Annotated in this window: 13 protein-coding genes; 6 read left to right on the top strand and 7 right to left on the bottom strand. The window is 68.4% G+C overall.

Features of this window, described 5'->3' with window-relative positions; translation table 11 throughout:
• Window positions 1–47: 47 nt before the first annotated feature.
• Together KQ307_RS05615 and KQ307_RS05610 are read right to left on the bottom strand one after the other, a co-directional pair.
• Entirely contained in the window at window positions 48–467 is a 420-nt protein-coding gene (locus KQ307_RS05615) for a DUF4332 domain-containing protein (protein WP_259727255.1), read from the bottom strand.
• Window positions 464–931 carry a Ycf51 family protein gene (locus KQ307_RS05610; protein ID WP_259700873.1) on the bottom strand — a complete coding sequence of 156 codons (468 nt, stop codon included), beginning with the start codon at window positions 929–931 and terminating at the stop codon, window positions 464–466. The genes KQ307_RS05615 and KQ307_RS05610 overlap by 4 nt, the downstream gene beginning before the upstream one ends.
• Window positions 932–1,000: 69 nt before the next feature.
• Here KQ307_RS05610 and KQ307_RS05605 point away from each other — a divergent pair, with 69 nt between their 5' ends.
• Genes KQ307_RS05605 through KQ307_RS05585 form a run of 5 tightly spaced genes read left to right on the top strand, consistent with a single transcriptional unit; the run spans window position 1,001 to window position 8,756 of the window.
• Window positions 1,001–5,491, top strand: coding sequence for a translocation/assembly module TamB domain-containing protein (locus tag KQ307_RS05605; protein ID WP_259727254.1), 4,491 nt, complete (start codon window positions 1,001–1,003; stop codon window positions 5,489–5,491).
• The gene (locus KQ307_RS05600) at window positions 5,491–6,435 is read left to right on the top strand and encodes an ROK family protein (RefSeq protein WP_259700875.1); all 945 of its coding nucleotides are present in this window, start codon (window positions 5,491–5,493) and stop codon (window positions 6,433–6,435) included. Before KQ307_RS05605 ends, KQ307_RS05600 begins: the two co-directional genes overlap by 1 nt.
• Before the next feature lie 7 nt (window positions 6,436–6,442).
• Window positions 6,443–7,753 carry a glutamate-5-semialdehyde dehydrogenase gene (locus KQ307_RS05595; protein WP_259700876.1) on the top strand — a complete coding sequence of 437 codons (1,311 nt, stop codon included), beginning with the start codon at window positions 6,443–6,445 and terminating at the stop codon, window positions 7,751–7,753.
• Window positions 7,750–8,163 (top strand): dihydroneopterin aldolase, encoded by a 414-nt coding sequence (locus tag KQ307_RS05590; protein WP_259727253.1) that lies wholly within the window; start codon window positions 7,750–7,752, stop codon window positions 8,161–8,163. Before KQ307_RS05595 ends, KQ307_RS05590 begins: the two co-directional genes overlap by 4 nt.
• Entirely contained in the window at window positions 8,160–8,756 is a 597-nt protein-coding gene (locus KQ307_RS05585) for a triacylglycerol lipase (protein WP_259727252.1), read from the top strand. The genes KQ307_RS05590 and KQ307_RS05585 overlap by 4 nt, the downstream gene beginning before the upstream one ends.
• Here KQ307_RS05585 and KQ307_RS05580 read toward each other — a convergent pair whose 3' ends face one another.
• The 5 genes from KQ307_RS05580 to thrS all read right to left on the bottom strand — a co-directional run bounded on the left by KQ307_RS05580 (window position 8,757) and on the right by thrS (window position 16,455).
• Window positions 8,757–10,874, bottom strand: a complete 2,118-nt coding sequence (locus KQ307_RS05580) for a M3 family metallopeptidase (protein ID WP_259727251.1) — start codon at window positions 10,872–10,874, stop codon at window positions 8,757–8,759.
• Window positions 10,875–10,937: 63 nt separating this feature from the next.
• Window positions 10,938–12,479, bottom strand: a complete 1,542-nt coding sequence (locus KQ307_RS05575) for an NAD(P)H-quinone oxidoreductase subunit 4 (RefSeq protein WP_259727250.1) — start codon at window positions 12,477–12,479, stop codon at window positions 10,938–10,940.
• Between the two features lie 98 nt (window positions 12,480–12,577).
• A complete protein-coding gene (gene thrB, locus KQ307_RS05570) occupies window positions 12,578–13,528 on the bottom strand; it encodes a homoserine kinase (protein WP_259700881.1) in 951 nt (316 codons plus the stop codon).
• A gap of 39 nt (window positions 13,529–13,567) precedes the next feature.
• Window positions 13,568–14,623, bottom strand: a complete 1,056-nt coding sequence (locus tag KQ307_RS05565; RefSeq protein ID WP_259727249.1) for a glucokinase — start codon at window positions 14,621–14,623, stop codon at window positions 13,568–13,570.
• Window positions 14,620–16,455, bottom strand: a complete 1,836-nt coding sequence (thrS, locus tag KQ307_RS05560) for a threonine--tRNA ligase (RefSeq protein WP_259727248.1) — start codon at window positions 16,453–16,455, stop codon at window positions 14,620–14,622. Before thrS ends, KQ307_RS05565 begins: the two co-directional genes overlap by 4 nt.
• Before the next feature lie 481 nt (window positions 16,456–16,936).
• Between thrS and KQ307_RS05555 the strand changes: the two genes are divergently transcribed.
• Complete coding sequence (locus tag KQ307_RS05555; RefSeq protein ID WP_259727247.1) at window positions 16,937–17,395, top strand: NINE protein; 459 nt, start codon at window positions 16,937–16,939, stop codon at window positions 17,393–17,395.
• Window positions 17,396–17,700: the final 305 nt, after the last annotated feature.

The raw sequence follows: 17,700 nt of genomic DNA, 5'->3' as shown, positions 1-17,700 counted from the left end.
ACATCTCCATTTGAGAGCTGCCCCAGCCCCGCCATGGCTGGATCGGGTCAGTTTGGTGAGCGACCGGTGACCCGGCGGGCAGCGCTGATCCAGGCGCGCACCGTCGTGGCCGTCACCATCGGCATCGACGTGCCGGTCAGGGAGCGTTGCAGCCGACCGAGTTGCACCACGAGTTGCTGCGGCGAAGCCTGGGCCAGACCATCGGCCGAGGCGATCCCGGCATAGAGCAGCAGGGCCGCCTCGACTGGTGCCAGACCCACCGCCGTGATCAGTCGGGCCTGGCCGCGCAGTTTGATCAACCGCTGCTCCGAGGCGCCGCGACGGGCCAGCCGCCGCAGGTCGTGGTCGGCAAGCCCGGCCAGATCGATCCAGCGGCTGACACCATCCGCTTCCAGTTCCTGCTGCTCCGCCTGGAAGTGGCTCGGCAACGGAGCGATCGACCCTTCGGCCTGGCCTGCGGCGCTCAAGGCAGCAGGAGGGCCACGTCACCCTGGGCATTGCGGGTGGCTTCGGCCAGCACCACCGGCCGGCTGACGCCCGGGCCCGCCGATTCCACCCTTCGCAGGCGCACATGCACCAGTCCATCGGGGGTGTTGCGACCGTTGCCGCGCAGGTTGAGAGCCAATTGCTGAACGGTGGGACCGAAGGCCTCCGGAGCCAGATCCGGCCCCGCCGTGGCCACCACGAGGTTGGTGCCGTTGTCGAAAACGATCGGTGCGTTCATCGCACCTTCCACCTCGACACGAGGGTTGTAGCTGATCGCGAAGGCCAGGCAGGAGAGTGAGAGCAGGGCGGTGAAGCTGGTGATCCCCACCAGGCGGAAGCGAATTCCCCAGCCGGCCACGAAGCCCGCCACCATCAGCAGTGCCAGCACGCCGCTGGCTGCTCCGAGCCATTTCCCCACGGCCAGCAGCAGGGGATCGACGGGCATGGGGGGCTGGGCGAGGGCGGAATCACCTTATAGATTGCGCCCACCTCAGCCGGTAACCACAACGTTCCGATGGGGCTGCCCAAGGTCAACTGGCGCCGTTCCATCGTTGTCGGTGGTGTTCTGCTCGGTGCCACCAGCCTGGCCGGGCTCTGGTTCGGTGCCGACCATCTGGCGGGTCGCATCTACCGGCAGTGGCGCCCGGATCTGGAGCGGCAGATCGGGCGTGGCCTCGGCCATCCGCTCCAGCTCGGTCCCTACCGCGGCCTGAGACCCTGGGGTCTGCTGATCGGCCCGAGCCGGATCAGCCCGAGCGCGAAGGATGGCTCCCGCGCCTCGCTGCAGAGTCTGGAGGTGTCGATCGCACCGCTGGCCAGCCTGCGCCGACGCCTGCCGGTGCTGCAGCTGGGCGTGGGCGGTGGCGATCTGCAGCTGGTGCGCAACGCCAGCGGTCGCTTCTGGGTGTTCGGTGGCGGTGCGGCTGGCAAGCCGCCGCGGCTGGACCTGGCCATCCGCCTCACCGACCGGGCCCGGGTCCGGGTGGAGCCCTTCGGCCTCGATCTGGCGGTGGAGGGGGGACTTTCGGTCAAGCTTGATCGCAGCCAGGTGGATTGGCAAGGCCTGGCGCAGCTGCCGCCTGCTGCCGGGTCTGAATCGCCCGGACGCTTCCAGCTGGGTGGTGGCGCCAACTGGGACACCGGTGACCTCAGGCTCCAGCTCGGTATCCGGGAGCAGCCCCTCGCTCCCCTGGCCCGTTTCTGGCCGGATCTGCGCAGCAGCACTGATCTGAGCGGCCGGCTGGCCGGTCGTCTGGTGCTGGCACGCCAGGGGGGACGCCAGCGCTGCGACGGCAGCCTGCGCCTCCAGGACCTGCGGCTGCGGGATCGTCTCCTGCCGGCGCCGCTCAACCTGGAGTGGCTGGCGTTGCGCTGCAGCGGCGATCGCCTCGATCTGGCCAGCAGTCCCTGGAGCATGGCCAACTGGCGTGGCAGCGCCCGCGGAGCCCTGGCGCTGAACCGCTGGTTCGACCTGAAGCTGACGGCCGCCGACCCGAAGCGTGGCGATCGGCTCGGTCTGGCCCTGCGGGGGGCCTGGAACCGGCCGCGCCTGGAGCTCACCGGCCTGATCCCGCTCGGGCGCGGCACGCCGGCCAGCCCCGAACCCCTGCGGATGGCCGGAGAGATCCAGGTGGATCGGCGCAAGGGGCTCAGCCTCCAACTGGCGCAGCTGCAGCTCAACTCCGGGCGCTCGCAGCTGCAGGCCCGGGGGATGCTCTGGCCCCGGCTGGATCTGCGCAGCCGTTCCCTTGAGCTGCATCCTTCGCTCTGGCGCTCAGCCGCCTGGCTGAGGCCGCTGCTGGGGGCCGAGCAGTGGGTGGAGGGTCAGCTGGCGCTCAGCGGTGCCTGGGCCGATCCGCGCCTGCGGGGGCTGTTCACCCAGGGCAGGCGGCCCCTGCTGGAGATCGAGGCCCGCCGCAGCGGCGCCACTGGCCTGAGCGCCGCCCTGCGGGCACCCGCCGGTCTGCGCCTGAACCAGGCGGCGGTGCTGGGACCGGCCAGCGCCAGCCTGCTCTGGCGCGACAACCTGCTGCGGCTGGAGGATCTGCGCAGCGTCGAGCTGCAGGCCAGCGGCCTGCTCCCCCTGCGCTGGCAGAACCGCCGGGGCCTGGTGGCTGGTGATCTCGCCCTTGAGCTGGAGGCGGCGCCCTTCCAGTTGCAGCGGCTCAGCCCTCTGGTGGGGGTGCAGCTGGGTGGTGATCTGGCCGCCAGCGGAAGCCTGCGGGGCCCCCTGGCCCGGCTGCGCCCCGACCTGGAGATCACCCTGCGCAATCCGGCCAGCGGTCCGCTGCGACTGCAGGAAACCTGGCGTGGCCGCCTGATCGGCCAGCTCGGCAGCGGCGGGGAGTTGCGCATGACGGCCCAGCCTCCCGGCCTGCCGGCCGAGCTGCGGGCCAGCCTGGCGGCGAATGGGTTGCCCCGCCAGGTGCTGCTGCGGCGCGGCCAGGGGTCGTTGAAACTGGAGGGCTCCCCGCAGCGCTACAGCTGGTCGGCCCGCGCGCTGCCGCTCGAGGGTCTGCTGCTCACCGCCGGAGCCCGGGCCACGCCTGGCCCGCTGGGGGGGCTGCTGGGCGGCCAGGGCAGCCTCGATCTCCAACCCCTGGCGATGCAGGGAAGGCTCACGGTGGAGCGTCCGGTGCTGCTGCAACTGCAGGGCCAGCGGCTGAGCGCAAGCGGCCAGTACCGGCAGCAGCTGTTCCGGATCCAGGGGGCCTTTCAACCCTTGGGGGGTGGTTCGGTGGCCTTCAACGGCCAGGGTCGCCGTGGCGGCGCCCTGCGGGCCGGCTTCGAGGGCCGGGCCCTGCCCCTGAGCTTCTTCGAGCAGCTCAGCGATGCCTGGCCCCAGCTCCAGGGGGCACCAGCAGTGCCGAGGGGGCGTGCTGCGGAGCTCGGCAACGGCTGGATCGCCAACCTGGGCGGCACGCTCGATCAGCAGCTGGCCGCCCTCGACCGGGCCCGTCAACGGCTGAACGATGCACGGCTCTCACCACTGAATTCGCCCCGCTTCCATCCCGAGGACCTGCGCGGCCTGGTGGATGCCGATCTGACCCTGCAGGGACCCTCGCTCCGTGCCCTGCGTGTGGACCTGGCCGCGAAGGCCCATCTCTGGCAGAAGGGGGACAACCAGGACGAGGCCCTGCTGCTCGATCCCCTGCTGGTGACGGTGCGGGGTCCCCTCGGCGGTGGCACGGGACGTTTCGGAATCGAGGGGTTGCCGCTCAGCCTGCTGGCCCTGCTCACCCCGGTGCCCAGGGGCCTGCGGGGAGCCCTCGATCTGCGGGGTGATTTCCGGCTGGCCGGGGCCGGGAGCGGTTTCAGCACCAGCGTGGCGCTGCGCCAGGGAAGCCTCAACGACACGCCCCTGCGGCTGGAGCAGGGGGAACTGCAGCTCGGCGACGGCAAGCTGGCCTTCCAGGCTTCGCTGCGCGGTGGTGATGCCGAGAACAGTGTCGACCTGATCGGCACGGTGCCCCTCGATCCGGCCGCCGAGGGCCTGAGGTTGCGGCTCTCCAGCCGGGGCGATGGTCTGCGCTTCCTCAACGAGCTGGCCGCTTCTGAGCCGATCTGGCGGCAGGGCAGTGCCGACCTGGAGCTGCTGGTGCGCGGCAGCAGGCTGCAGCCGGTGGCGAATGGTTTTCTGCGCTTCCGCGACGGCGGCCTGCTGCTGGCCGGGCAGCAGGTGCGCGACCTGGAGGCCACGATCCTGTTCGATTTCCAGGAGCTGCTGGTCCAGGAGTTCAGTGCCCGGCTCGGCGAGCGGGGCAGGCTGAAGGCTGCCGGCGGGCTGGGGCTCTTCGAGGCCACTGACCAGCGCACCCCCCTGGCGGTGGAGATCAGCGATGCCGAGATCAGTGTGCCCAGGCTCAAGGCACGCCTCGATGGCGAGCTTTCGATCGCCGGCAGCCTGCTGAAGCCCAGCCTTAGCGGGGATCTGCAGGTGAGTCGGGGCACGATCAATGGCCAGCAGGGTGAGCTGGCTCGCGTCGATGCCGATGGCGCCGTGAAGCCCGTGGCGATCCCCCAGCTGGTGGAGCAGGGCTGGGACTTCAAGCAACCTCTGCTGCTGCTTGGTCCGGAGGTGGAAACCAGCACGGGGCTGGCCCTGCGCGAGGCGATTCCGAACTTCGCCTATCTGCGGCTCAGCGACCTGCGGCTGCGGTTCGGCCCCGACCTGCTGGTGGTTTCACCGCCGCTGGCCTCGTTCAAGACCGGTGGCCTGCTCACCCTCAACGGCCCGATCGATCGCAGCCTCAAGGCCAGTGGCGTGGTGCGGCTGCTGAGCGGCCGACTGAGCTTCTTCACCACCGTCTTCACGCTCGATCCCGATGCGCCCAACGTGGCGGTGTTCACCCCCAGCCAGGGGCTGGTGCCGTTCGTGGACATCGCCCTGCGCACCCGTGTCTCGAACACCCTGAGCATCGGCCGTGACCGCAATCCGATCAGTGAGTTCGACCTCCGCGGCGGCTTCACACCGCTGGATCAGCTCAGCCTGGTGCGGGTGTCGCTGAAGGTGAGCGGGCCAGCCGACCAGCTCGCCGATTCGATCGAACTGAGCAGCAACCCGCCCCTCTCCCGGGATCGATTGGTGGCCCTGATCGGTGGCAACACGGTGGCCGGCCTCGGCGGTGGCAACGCCACAGCCGCCCTGGCCACGGTGGTGGGCCAGTCGCTGCTCTCGCCGGTGCTGAGCAGCCTGGGGGATGCCCTGGGCGAACGGGTCAGCTTTGCGGTCTACCCCAGTTTCGTGACCCCGACAATCAGCCAGGGCAGCACGACCGGCCAGATCAGCCGCCGCCGCGTGCCCAGCCAGCTGGTGCTCGGCACCGAGCTGGGCCTCGATCTGAGCCAGCGGTTCAATTTTTCGGTGCTGGCGGCGCCGAACCGCAGCGACATCCCGCCCCAGCTCACCCTGCGCTATCAGATCAACGACAGTGTCGGGCTGCAGGGTTCCTTCGACACCGATGGCCGCTGGCAGACCCAGATGCAACTCTTTCTGCGCTTCTGATGCCAGCCGCTCCCGCCCCACCAGCCAGGCTGAACCCCGCCGAGCAGGCCGAGCTGATCGGCGTGGATCTTGGCGGCACGGCGATCAAGCTGGGCCGCTTCAATGCCGACGGCCAGCTGCTGGCGGAGCTGAGCTGGCCCACGCCCCAGCCGGCCCTGCCCGGTGCCGTCACGATGGCCCTGGCCGAGGCGATCACGGCGATCGATCCGCAGCGCCAGGCGGTGGCGGTGGGCATCGGTCTGCCAGGGCCGATGGATGCCGCCGGCCGGGTGGCCCGGGTCTGCATCAACCTGCCCGGCTGGCACGACGTGCCCCTGGCGGCCTGGCTGGAGCCACGGCTGGGTCGGCCGGTGACCCTGGCCAACGACGGCAACTGCGCCCTGCTGGGCGAGGCCTGGTGCGGCGCCGCCCGGGGCCACGGCGACGTGTTGCTGCTCACCCTGGGCACAGGGGTGGGTGGAGGTGTGCTGCTGGCCGGCCAGCTGTTCAGCGGCCACAACGGGGCGGCGGCGGAGCCCGGCCTGATCTGCCTCGACCCAAACGGGCCAGCCTGTAACAGCGGCAACCGGGGCTCGCTGGAGCAGTACTGCAGCATCGCCGGACTGGCCCGGCTCAGCCCCCTGGATCCCCATGAGCTGGTGCGCCGGGCCGAGCTGGGCGAGGCGGAGGCCCAGGCGATCTGGAATCAGTACGGGCGCTGGCTGGGCATCGGCATCAGTTCTCTGGTCTACGTGCTCACCCCGGAGCTGGTCTTGCTGGGGGGTGGGCTGAGCGCCGCCAGCCCCCACTTCCTGCCGGCCCTCTGGCGAGAGGTGGAAGAGCGGGTGGAGCCGGCCAGCCGGGAGGGGCTGCGGATCGAGCGCTGCGCCCTCGGCAACGGCGCCGGCCGGCTGGGGGCGGCCCGGCTCGCCCTCGAGCGGCTGGTGCTCCGCCGCTTGGGATGATGGCCTGATGGACTCCACCGTTCCAGACCCATCCCCTTCACTGCTGCAGCGTGCCGTCGCCGTCCGCGGGGCCGCCATGGCCCTTGGCCAGAGCAGTGACGCCGAGCGACGGTCCGCCGTGGAGTCGATGGCCGATGCCCTCGGGGCCCATGCGGCGGCGATCCTCGCGGCCAACCAGGCCGATCTGGAAGCAGCCACGAAAGACGCCCTCGCCCCGTCGCTGGTGGCCAGGCTGAAGCTCGATGAAGCCAAACTGGCGGCCGCCATCGACGGCGTGCGCCAGGTGGCGGCCCTGCCTGATCCGCTCGGCTGCCGGCAGCTGCACACCGAACTCGATCGCGGCCTGGTGCTGGAGCGCATCACCGTTCCCCTGGGGGTGGTGGGGGTGATCTTCGAAGCCCGCCCCGATGCGGTGATCCAGATCGCCTCCCTGGCGATCCGCTCGGGCAACGGCGCCATCCTCAAGGGCGGGCGGGAGGCCAGCGGCAGCTGCGGCGCCATCCTCACCGCCCTGCAGCAGGGCCTGGCCACCAGTGCCGTGGCACCCGGCTGCCTCTGCCTGCTGACCAGCCGCCAGGAAAGCCTCGCCCTGCTCCGGCTCGACGGGCTGGTGGATCTGATCATTCCGCGCGGCTCCAGTGACCTGGTGCGCTTCATCCAGGACAACACCCGCATCCCCGTGCTCGGCCACGCCGATGGCGTCTGTCACCTGTTGGTGGACCGGGAGGCGGATGTGGCGCAGGCGGTGCGGATCGCCCTCGACAGCAAGACCCAGTACCCGGCGGCCTGCAATGCGCTCGAAACGTTGCTGGTGGACCGCGCCATCGCCCCGGCCTTCCTGCCGGAGGCGATCGCGGCGTTCACGGCGGCCGGGGTGGAGCTGCGCGGCGACCTGGAAGCCTGTGGGTTGGGCATCGCCCGGGCCGCCAGCGACGACGACTGGGGGAGGGAGTTCTCGGCGCCGATCCTGGCGGTGAAAGTGGTGGAAGGACTGGATGAGGCTCTGGCCCACATCGCCCGCCACGGCTCCCGCCACACGGAAGCGATCTGCACCACCAACACCGCCACCGCCGAGCGCTTCCTGCGGGCCGTGGACAGTGCCGGGGTGTTCCACAACTGCTCCACCCGCTTCGCCGATGGCTTCCGCTACGGCTTCGGCGCCGAGCTGGGGATCAGCACCCAGACCCTGCCGCCGCGGGGCCCGGTGGGGCTCGACGGGCTGGTCACCTACCGCTACCGGCTGCGGGGCGAAGGCCAGATCGCCGCCGACTACGCCAGCGGCAGCCGTGCTTTCACCCATCGCCCCCTGCCCCTGTGAACGCCTCGATCAGCCCCGCTTCACCGGCTGGCTTCCCCTGCCGTGATGCCATTCACGTCAGCGGTCTGCGGCTCTGGGCCCACGTGGGGGTGCTGGAGCGGGAGCGGGAGCTGGGCCAGTGGTTCGAGCTGGAGTTCTCGCTGTGGCACAACCTCGAAGCGGCGGGTCGCAGCGATGATCTCTCCTGCAGCCTGGATTACGGCCTGGCGATCCAGGCTCTCCAGCACCTGGCCGTGGGGCTCCGCTGCCACACGATCGAGCGGTTTGCCGAGCGGGTGATGGACGAGCTGGAGCGGTTGTTCGGGGCAGTGCCCCAGCGGGTGCTGCTGACCAAGTGCCAGGCGCCGGTGGCTGGGTTCCACGGCCGCGTCGCAGTGGAGCGCTGGCGCCACGCCGGAGGGGAGCGATGAGCCCGGCGCCGCCGCTGGTGCTGGTGCACGGCCTCTGGGACACACCGCGGCTGTTCCGGCATCTGAAAGAGGAGCTGGCCGGTGGCCGGGATCCGCTGCTGGTGCCCTATCTGCACCACCGGCTCGGTGCCACCCGGATGCTGCCCCTGGCCGAGCGGCTCGGCGCCTGCATCGAAGCGGCCTTCGGGCCAGACCAGCCGATCGACCTGCTGGGCTTCTCGATGGGTGGGGTGATCAGCCGCACCTGGATCCAGCTGCTCGGCGGGCACCGCCGCACCCGCCGCTTCTTCTGCGTGGCCAGTCCCCAGCGAGGCACGCCCGTGGCCCAGCCCTGTCCGCCCTGGCTGCTGGGCGGCATCGCCGAACTGAAGCTGGGCAGCCCCCTGCTCAAACAGCTCAACGATGCGCCCGAGCTGCTCAAGGCGGTGGATTGCCGCAGCTTCTACACACCCACCGACCAGCTCGTGGTGCCCGGCTGGCGGGGCGTTCTGCCGGTGGGCTGCTGCGAGGCGTTCCCGGCGATGAGCCACCAGGCCATCCTGCGTGACCCGCGGGCCCTGACGATCCTGCGCGAGGCCCTGCTGGAGGAGTGATCAGGCCGCCAGCAGGCCGGAATGACGGATCAGGGCCTCGGGGCTGGGGGCCCGGCCGCGGAAGGCCTCGAACACCTGCTCAGGGCTGCGGCTGCCGCCCAGGCTGAGCACGGTGTCGCGGAAGCGACGACCGGTGGCCCTGATCTGCGCTTCGTTCTCCAGACCCACCTCCTCGAAGGCGCTGAAGGCGTCGGCGCTGAGCACTTCGGCCCACTTGTAGGAGTAGTAGCCGGCGGCGTAGCCACCGGCGAAGATATGGCCGAAGGAGCAGAGGGTCTGGTCGGCTTCGATCAGGGGGAGCAGCGAGGTGGTGGCGGCGATCTCCTGGCGCAACTGCTGGGGGGTGAGGCCGCACTCGGGCTGCCACTGGCTGTGCAGGCGCAGGTCGACCAGGGCGAGATGCACCTGGCGCAGGGTGGCCGCACCGGCCATGAAGGTGCGGGCGGCCAGCAGCCTGGCGAAGTCGGCCTCCGGCAACGCTGAACCGTTCTGCCAGTGACGGGCCATGCCCAGCAGGGTGGCGCGGTCGTAGCACCAGTTCTCCATGAACTGGCTGGGCAGCTCCACCGCGTCCCATTCGATCCGGTTGATCCCGGCGGCCTGGGGACGCTCCACGGTGGTGAGCATGTGCTGCAGACCGTGGCCGAATTCGTGGAAGAGGGTTTCCACCTCCTGGAAGGTCATCAGGCTGGGGGTGTCTGCCACCGGTGGGCTCTGGTTGCAGATCAGATAGGCCACCGGCAGCACCGGCTGCCCATCGGCATCCCTGGAGCGGCCGAGGCAGTCGTCCATCCAGGCGCCGCCGCGCTTGCTGCCCGGGCGGCTGTAGGGATCGAGGTAGAAGGCGGCGATCGCCGCGCCGCTGGCCTGATCGATCACGCGGAAGAAGCGCACATCGGGATGCCAGACCGGCGCCGCTCCGTCGGCGGCCTCGATGCGGATGCCGAACAGCCGGCCGCAGAGGCTGAACAGACCATCGAGCACCGCCGGCAGGGGAAACCAGGGCCGCAGCGCTTCGCTGTCGAGATCGAACCGTTCCCGCCGCAGCCGCTCCGACCAGAACGGCAGATCCCAGGGCCTGAGCTCGGCCGCCTCCGGGGCGCCATGGCGGGCGGCGCAGGCGGCCAGCTCGGCCAGTTCACGCTGGGCCATCGGCCAGGCCGCCGCCCGCAAATCGTCAAGCAGCTGCTCGACCGCCTCCACCGAGCCGGCCATCTTCCTGGAGAGGCTGAGTTCGGCCCAGTTGGCGAAGCCCAGCCGCCTGGCCTGTTCACCGCGCAGCACCAGGATGCGCTCGATCAGGGGTCGGTTGTCGAGCTCCTCGCTGGCGGCCCGACCCACGAAGGCTCTGTAGGCCCGCTCCCGCAGGTCGCGGCGCTGGCTGTACTGAAGAAAGGGGCCATAGCGGGGGTGATCGAGGCCAAGCAGCCAGGGACCGCTCTCGGCGTTGCCATGGCCGGCGGCCTGGGCGAGCAGGGCCAGCAAGCTGGCCGGCAGGCCCTCCACCTCGTCAGGGCTGCTGAGTTCCAGGGTCCAGTCGTTGGTGGCATCGAGCACGTTGTTGCCGAAGCGACTGGAGAGGGCGGAGAGTTCCTCGCTGGCCTGGTTGAAGGCCTCCTGCTCGGGGCCGGCCAGGCCGACGCCCCGCAGCCGCCGATCCCGTCGTTCGGCCGTGAGGATGCGCTGCTGTGTGGCATCGAGGCGCAGCGGATCGGTGGTGGCAGCCTGATCATGCTGGGCCTGCAACCGCTCCAGGGCCCGATAGAGCAGCGGACTCTGGCTGGCCCGGTTGGTGAAGGCCACCACGGCCGATTGCTGGGCCAGGTGGGCTTCGCGCAGTTCAGGGGTGTTGCACACCCCGACCAGATGGCTCACCACGCCCCAGCTCCAGCGCAGCCGCTCCGACAGCCGCTCGAGCGGCCCCATCAGCTCCTCCCAGCCGAGGGGTTCGGAGCCCTCCAGGCGCGGCTCCAGCTGGCGCTCGAAGCCGGCCAGCTCGCTCTCCAGCTCGCCGAGCAGCAGGGGAATCTGGCTGCTCACCTGCTCCGGATCGATCGCCTCGTAGCGGGGCAGCCCCTCACCGACCAGCAGGGGTGAGACAAGGGTGGAGAGGGGCATCGGCGCGGAACGGTGATCGCTCCATTCCAGCCGATCCAGCCGCCGGCCGCGAAGCGGAGCGGATCAGCCGATCGAGGCCAGGTTCTCGGCCACCGCCGTAGTGCTGGCGCCGTAGAGATCGATCGCCAGGCGGGGCCAGAAGCCGATCGCCAGCGTGGGCACCAGCAGCATCAGGCCGATCAGCAGTTCCCGGGGTCGCATGTCGCCCACCACGGCCAGGGCCGGAATCCGGGGGCCGAAGAAGACGCGGCGGCACATCGAGAGCAGGTAGACGGGGGTGAGCACCAGGCCGATCGCCGCCAGCACCACGGTGATCGTGCGGAAGCCGGTGGTGAAGCCCTCGTTGCTCGTCACCCCCAGGAACACGGTGATCTCACTGACGAAGCCGCTCATGCCCGGCAGGGCGAGGGAGGCCAGCGAGCTGGCCAGAAAGAAAGCGAAGGTGATCGGCAGCACCTTGGCCAGGCCGCCCATGTTCGGAATCGAGAGCGTTTTGGTGCGCTCATAGAACACGCCTGTCACGAAGAACATCGAGGCGGCGATCAGGCCATGGCTGATCATCTGCAGCATCGCCCCGCTGATGCCGAGGCTGTCGATGGCACCGATGCCGAGCAGCACGAAGCCCATGTGGCTCACTGAGCTGCAGGCGATCCGGCGCTTGACGTTGTCCTGGGCGAAGGCGTTGAGAGCGCCGTAGATGATGTTGACGATGCCGAGCACGATCAGGGCCGGCGCCAACACCAGATGGGCCTCGGGCAGCATCTGCACGTTGAAGCGCAGCAGGGCATAGCCGCCCATCTTCAGCAGCACCCCGGCCAGCAGCATCGATACGGGCGCATTGGCCTCGCCATGGGCATCGGGCAGCCAGGTGTGCAGGGGGAAGATCGGCAACTTCACGCCGAAGCCCACCAGGAAGCCGAGATAACAGAGCAGCCCGAAATTGCCGCCGTAGGCGCGCTCGCTGAGCTCATGGAGATTGAGGGTGAAGCCATCGCCACCGAGGGCGAGGGCCAGGCCGCTGATCAGGATCAGCAGCGAGGCGGTGGCGGTGTAGAGGATGAACTTGGTGGCGGCGTACTGACGCTGGCTGCCCCCCCAGATCGCGATCAGCAGATACACCGGCACCAGCTCCAGTTCCCAGGCCAGGAAGAAGAGCAGGAAATCCTGGGAGAGAAAGACCAGCGACTGGGCCGAGGCCTGCAGCAGCAGCAGTCCGAAGTAGAGGTTGGTCTTGCGGTTGATGTTCCAGCTGGCCGCTGCCGCCAGCAGGGTGACCAGACCGCTGAGCACCACCAGCGGCGCCGAAAGGCCGTCGGCGGCGAGCGACCACTCCAGGCCGAGAAACGGCACCCAGGCCACCCGCTCCACCAGCTGCAGGCTGCTGCTGCTGCCATCGAAGTGCTGGCTGAACACGTAGAGAATCAGCAGCAGATCAACCACCAGCACCGTCATCGCCACCGTGCGGGGGCCGCGGGGATCGGTGCCATCGCCCGGCAGCAGGGGCAGCAGCAGGGCCCCGGCGGCGGGCAGCAGGGCGATCAGGCTGAGCCAGGGGAAGCTTGGCGCCAGGTCTGCCGCTGCGGTGGCGGAAAGAAAAGGGTCCATGGCAGCCGGGCGAATTTCCGAGGTGGCCGGCGGCCCGGCGGTAGCGAATGTATCAGCTGAGTAGTTGTACTTATCCCGTTTCCAGCCTGCTTCCGAGCCTAGGGCTGGTCTTCGCAGGCTTCCCAGCGGCTGCCCCGGTGCTGCAATTCCAGCAGTTCCGACCGGGAGGCAACGCCCTCCTTCTCCCAGGCCTGCACCATCGCCCGGCCGACGCTGGCGGCATTCTCGGCCGTGGTGAGGGCCAGCAGGCTCGGCCCGGCGCCACTGATCACGCAACCCCAGGCCCCGCTGGCCAGGGCCGCCGCATGGACGCTCCGCCCCCCCTGGATCAGGCCCCAGCGGTAGGGCTCGTGGAGGCGGTCGTGCATGCCATCGGCGATCAGATCGCCGTTGCCGGTGCGCAATCCCTGCAGCAGCAGGGTGAGGGAACCGAGGTTCACCACCGCATCGGCGATCGGCACCTGGCGCGGCATCACCCGCCGCGCCTCGCTGGTGGGCAGCCGCAGGGCGGGAATGGTGACCACCACCTTGACCAGCTCATTCCACTCACAACGCACCACCCGCCAGCGATGCGAAGCCGCCTTGGCGGTGAGGCAGAGACCACCGAGCAGGGAGGGCACGACGTTGTCGGGATGGCCTTCGATGTCGATCGCCAGTTCCAGCAGCTTCTCCTTGGTGAGCGGGTTGCCCACCAGGGCGTTGGCGCCGATCAGGCCGGCCACGATCGCCGTGGCGCTGCTGCCCAGCCCCCTGGCCGGCGGCACCGCCAGCTTCACCCGTGCCTCCAGGCCCACCGGCTGCTCACCGGCCTCCTTCCAGACCCGCTGGGCGGACCTGTAGACGAGGTTGTCGGGGCCGCCGCGCAGGTGGGCCCCCTCGCTGCCTTCGATCAGCAGCTCGAAGCGCTCCCCATCCCCTTCGATGCAGCGCAGCACGAAGCGGTTGTTGAGCTCCAGGGCTGCGCCGAGGCAATCGAAGCCCGGGCCCAGGTTGGCGGTGGTGGCGGGCACGTCCACCACAACCCCTTGGCCGATCCGCGGCCGTGCCATGTCTTGTGCGCTGCTGGGCTCAGTGTCCCACCTGCTGGATCAGGAGGTTGTCGCTGCACCCTCCAGCAGCATGCGGGCGCGGCAGGCGGCACTGAACAGGCCCACATCCGGATCGACGATCGCCCGCAGGGGGATCGCCGCCAGCAGGGGCGAGAGGCGACCCTTGGCGCCGAAGGGCAGCAGAAAGGCCTCGGAGCGCAGGTGGTGCAGTAGTTTCCCGGCGGTGCCGCCCCCCAGCCAGAGGCCGCCGCGGCAGAGGCACTGGAGGGCGAGATCACCGGCGGCACTGCCGTAGGCGCCCAGCCAGAGCTGGAGCGCCGCGCTGGCCAGGGGGTCACCCTGCTCCGCCGCCGCCGCCACCAGGGCGGGCAGATCGGGCCGCTCGGCGGTGGCGGGATCGGCCCAGTGGCGGGCGGCACCGGCCAGGGGGTGGGCGGCGCCTGGATCCCGCTCCGCCAGCAGCCAGCGGGTGAGGTGGCCGAGGCCGGTGCCGCTCACCACCCGCTCCACCGAAACCCGTTCAAGGCCCAGGTTGGCGGCAAGCCACTGTTTCAGCCGCCATTCCGGCTCGTTGCGGGGGGCGAATTCGGCATGGGCGGCTTCGCTGGCCAGGGCGATCAGGCCGCCGGGGCCGGGAACACCGATCGCGGTTCCAAGGCCGGTGCCGGCCCCCAGGATCGCCAGGGGCCCGCCGCTCTCGCCCGAACCAAGGGTCGGTGGATCGGGACGCAGGGGTTGCTGCTGATCGGCGGCGAGATGGGGCAGGCCGTAGATCAGCACGGCGAAATCATTGACCAGCTCCAGGGCCTCCAGGCCGCAGGCGCTGCTCAGCTCCGCCTGGTCGAGGCTCCAGGGCAGGTTGGTGACCTTCACCTGGCCGTTGAGCACGGGGCCGGCCACGGCCAGACAGCCGTGCCGGGGGGGCTCCAGCTCGGGTTCAGCGGCGAGGAAATGGCCCACCAGCGCCGCAAAATCGCTCCAGCCGGCGGAGGGATAGCGGTGACGGCGCTGCAGCTCCAGCTGCCCGGCCTGGAGCCGGTAGGTGGCGAGCAGGGTTTTGGTTCCGCCGATGTCACCAGCAAGCAGGGTGGTCACGCTGGTTCGAGGGCCAGGCCGGCCGATCGATCCCGGTTGGCGGCCTCGGCGGCGGCCAGCAGGGTTACCACGGCCACGGCGCCGAGGTCGCCATCGCGGCGACTGCGCAGGTTGAGGGTTCCGGCCTCGGCTTCGGCGGCACCGATCACGGCGAGCAGGGGAATCTTCTGCTGCTCGCCCTGGCGAATCAACTTGCCGAGCCGCTCGCCGCTGCGGTCGAGTTCGGCGCGGATGCCGGCGGCCCTGAACTGGCTGAGCAGGGTTTCCGCCACCGGCAGCACCGCATCGGTGACCGGCAGCAGCCGGATCTGCTCGGGGGCGAGCCAGAAGGGGAAATCACCGGCGTAGTTCTCCACCATGATCCCGAAGAAGCGTTCCAGGGAGCCGAAGATGGCGCGGTGAATCATGATCGGTCGTGGCCTTGTGCCATCGGCGGCCACGTAGTGAAGATCGAAGCGCTCCGGCAGGTTGAAATCCAGCTGGATCGTGGAGCACTGCCAGAGGCGGCCGATCGCATCTTCGATCTTGATATCGATCTTGGGGCCATAGAAGGCGCCACCGCCTTCATCAACCTTGTAGGCCCAGCCCTTGCGATCGAGCGCTTCGATCAGGCCGGCGGTGGCCAGTTCCCAGACGGCGTCTTCGCCGATCGATTTGGCCGGCCGGGTGGAGAGATGGATCTCGTAGCGGTTGAAATCAAAGCTGGAGAGAATTGTTTCGGTGAGGTTGAGCACCCCGAGAATTTCAGCGCCGATCTGCTCGGGCAGGCAGAAAATGTGGGCGTCGTCCTGGGTGAAGCCGCGCACGCGCATCAGCCCATGCATCACGCCGGGGCGTTCGTAGCGATACACAGTGCCCAGCTCGGCCCAGCGGATCGGCAGCTCCCGATAGGAGCGCAGGCGGCTGGCATAGGTGAGCACATGAAAGGGGCAGTTCATCGGCTTGAGCTGGAACTGCCGCTCATCCACCTGCATCGGCCCGAACATGCTCTCTTTGTAGAACTCGAGGTGGCCGGAGGTTTTCCAGAGGCTCAGGTCGGCCACATGGGGGGTGTAGAGCAGCTCATAGCCGGCGGCGAAGTGGGCCTGGCGCCAGAAGTCTTCGATCAGCAGCCGCATGCGGGCGCCGCGGGGGTGCCAGAACACCAGGCCGGCGCCGGCTTCGTCTTCGATCGAGAACAGCTCCAGATCGGTGCCGAGCCGGCGGTGATCGCGGCGGAGCGCCTCGGCCTTGCGGCGCTGGTGCTCGGCGAGCTGCTCAGGTGTTTCCCAGGCGGTGCCATAGATGCGCTGCAGCTGGGCCTTGGTTTCATCGCCCCGCCAGTAGGCGCCCGCCACACTCTCCAGGGCGAAGGCCTTGGCGTTGAGCTCGCCGGTGTGGGCCACGTGGGGGCCGGCGCAGAGATCCCACCAGCTCTCGCCGAGGGTGTAGAGGGTGATCGGTTCGATGAGGCCGGCGAGGATCTCCAGCTTGTAGGGCTCACCCTGGGCGGTGATACGGCGTTCGGCCTCCTCGCGGCTCACCTCAAGGCGCTGCAGGGGCAGACGACGACCGATGATCTTGCCCATCTCCTTCTGGATCGCCTTGAGATCGGCCTCGGTGAACGGCTCAGGATGGTCAAAGTCGTAGTAGAAGCCGGACTCGGTCCAGGGACCGATCGTGACCTGGGCCCTGGGGAACAGGGTTTGCACGGCCATGGCCAGCACATGGCTCATCGAGTGGCGGATCCTGAGCAGCTCAGGGCTCTCGCTGGTTTTCGGCAGATGGAGCGGGGTGGTGGCCGTGGACTCCCTGCGGCTGGCGGGCTCGGCGGCAGTGGAAGCGACAGGCACGGGATAAGATTGGGTGTGAGTTCGTGATCTTATGAAAGGGCTGAGGATCCCCGCATTTTCGCCTCAAAGGCTTTGAAAGCATAATCAACTTTTCAGCCTAAGCAAATTTCAAGAGACAACCAGCACACATAAAGACAAATTATCGCGAATTGCTTGTCCTTTGTAACTAGCTCTGGGCCGAGATGATCTTACATTGTACAATACTTTTCATTGTTTATCGTTGAACTTAGTTTTCAATTCTAACTTGGTATAAAGCCTGAATGCATATTTTCGGAGTTGATGAAAATATTGTCTAGCATTGCAGGCCTACTTTCATATCAGCTCGATAGAGCCGCAGCAGTTTGTCTCTTCAGGTGCCATTGACCACATCGTGGTTTTGGTTTTGAGTTGGACGGTATGACAGACAGATCGGCAACAGCTCTGATGAGAGCTTCAAAACTTGATCCTCAGATCAGGATGGAATTCAGAACCGTGGGAGTTGATGCTCAAACCTTTGCCTGAGCGCCGCCGGGTATCGATTGGCTACCTGCTCTGGGCCCTCTCGATCTTCGGCGTTTGCGGGATCCAGCGTTTCTATGCCCGCAAGCCGTTCAGTGGTACGCTCTGGCTTCTGACCCTGGGATTGTGTGGCATCGGTCAGCTGATTGACCTGTTTTTGATTCCTCACTTAGTGGAGCATGCCAACCAGCCGCTGCTGCTGCAGCAGGCCCTGGCCGAAGCGGGTCGGCATGCCCCTCCATCGATCGAGCGGCAATTGCTGTTGCTGGCCCGCCAGGCCGGTCGTGCTGGCTTCACCATCAACGACGCGATGCTTGCGGTGGAACTCCCCAGTGGCAGCAGCACCGAACAGATGCGGACCGAGATTGAGCGGCTGATGCTGGATGATCTTCTGGATGTTGGCAATGACGAACACGGGAGGGTGGTGTACAGAGAGCCTTGAGCCTTGTTGTCGTCAAACGGAATTGTTGGCTTTTGAAAAATCGATGAAAAATTTGAGGGATACTGACTCCACTGATCAGAACAAGGAGTCTGTTGGGCATAGAGCAGGGTTCCAGCTCTCCACAGACGACCTTAAATCTGCCCAGATCACAGTGACTGCAGGGGACCTCGAAATATTGCCACTTTTGAGGCAATATTGAGAAGCCGCAAGGAAATCCTCTGCACGTGCAGATGCTCCTGACGACTGGCATCAATTACTTTAAGTCGAGTCGTTTATCTCCCTGTCGAATGATCAGGAGGCCGGCG

This window comes from Synechococcus sp. CS-1326, assembly GCF_025128115.1.
Lineage (GTDB): Bacteria > Cyanobacteriota > Cyanobacteriia > PCC-6307 > Cyanobiaceae > Regnicoccus.
The sequence above is the reverse complement of the archived record's forward strand: the minus strand, read 5'-3'. Positions and strand labels throughout refer to the sequence as shown.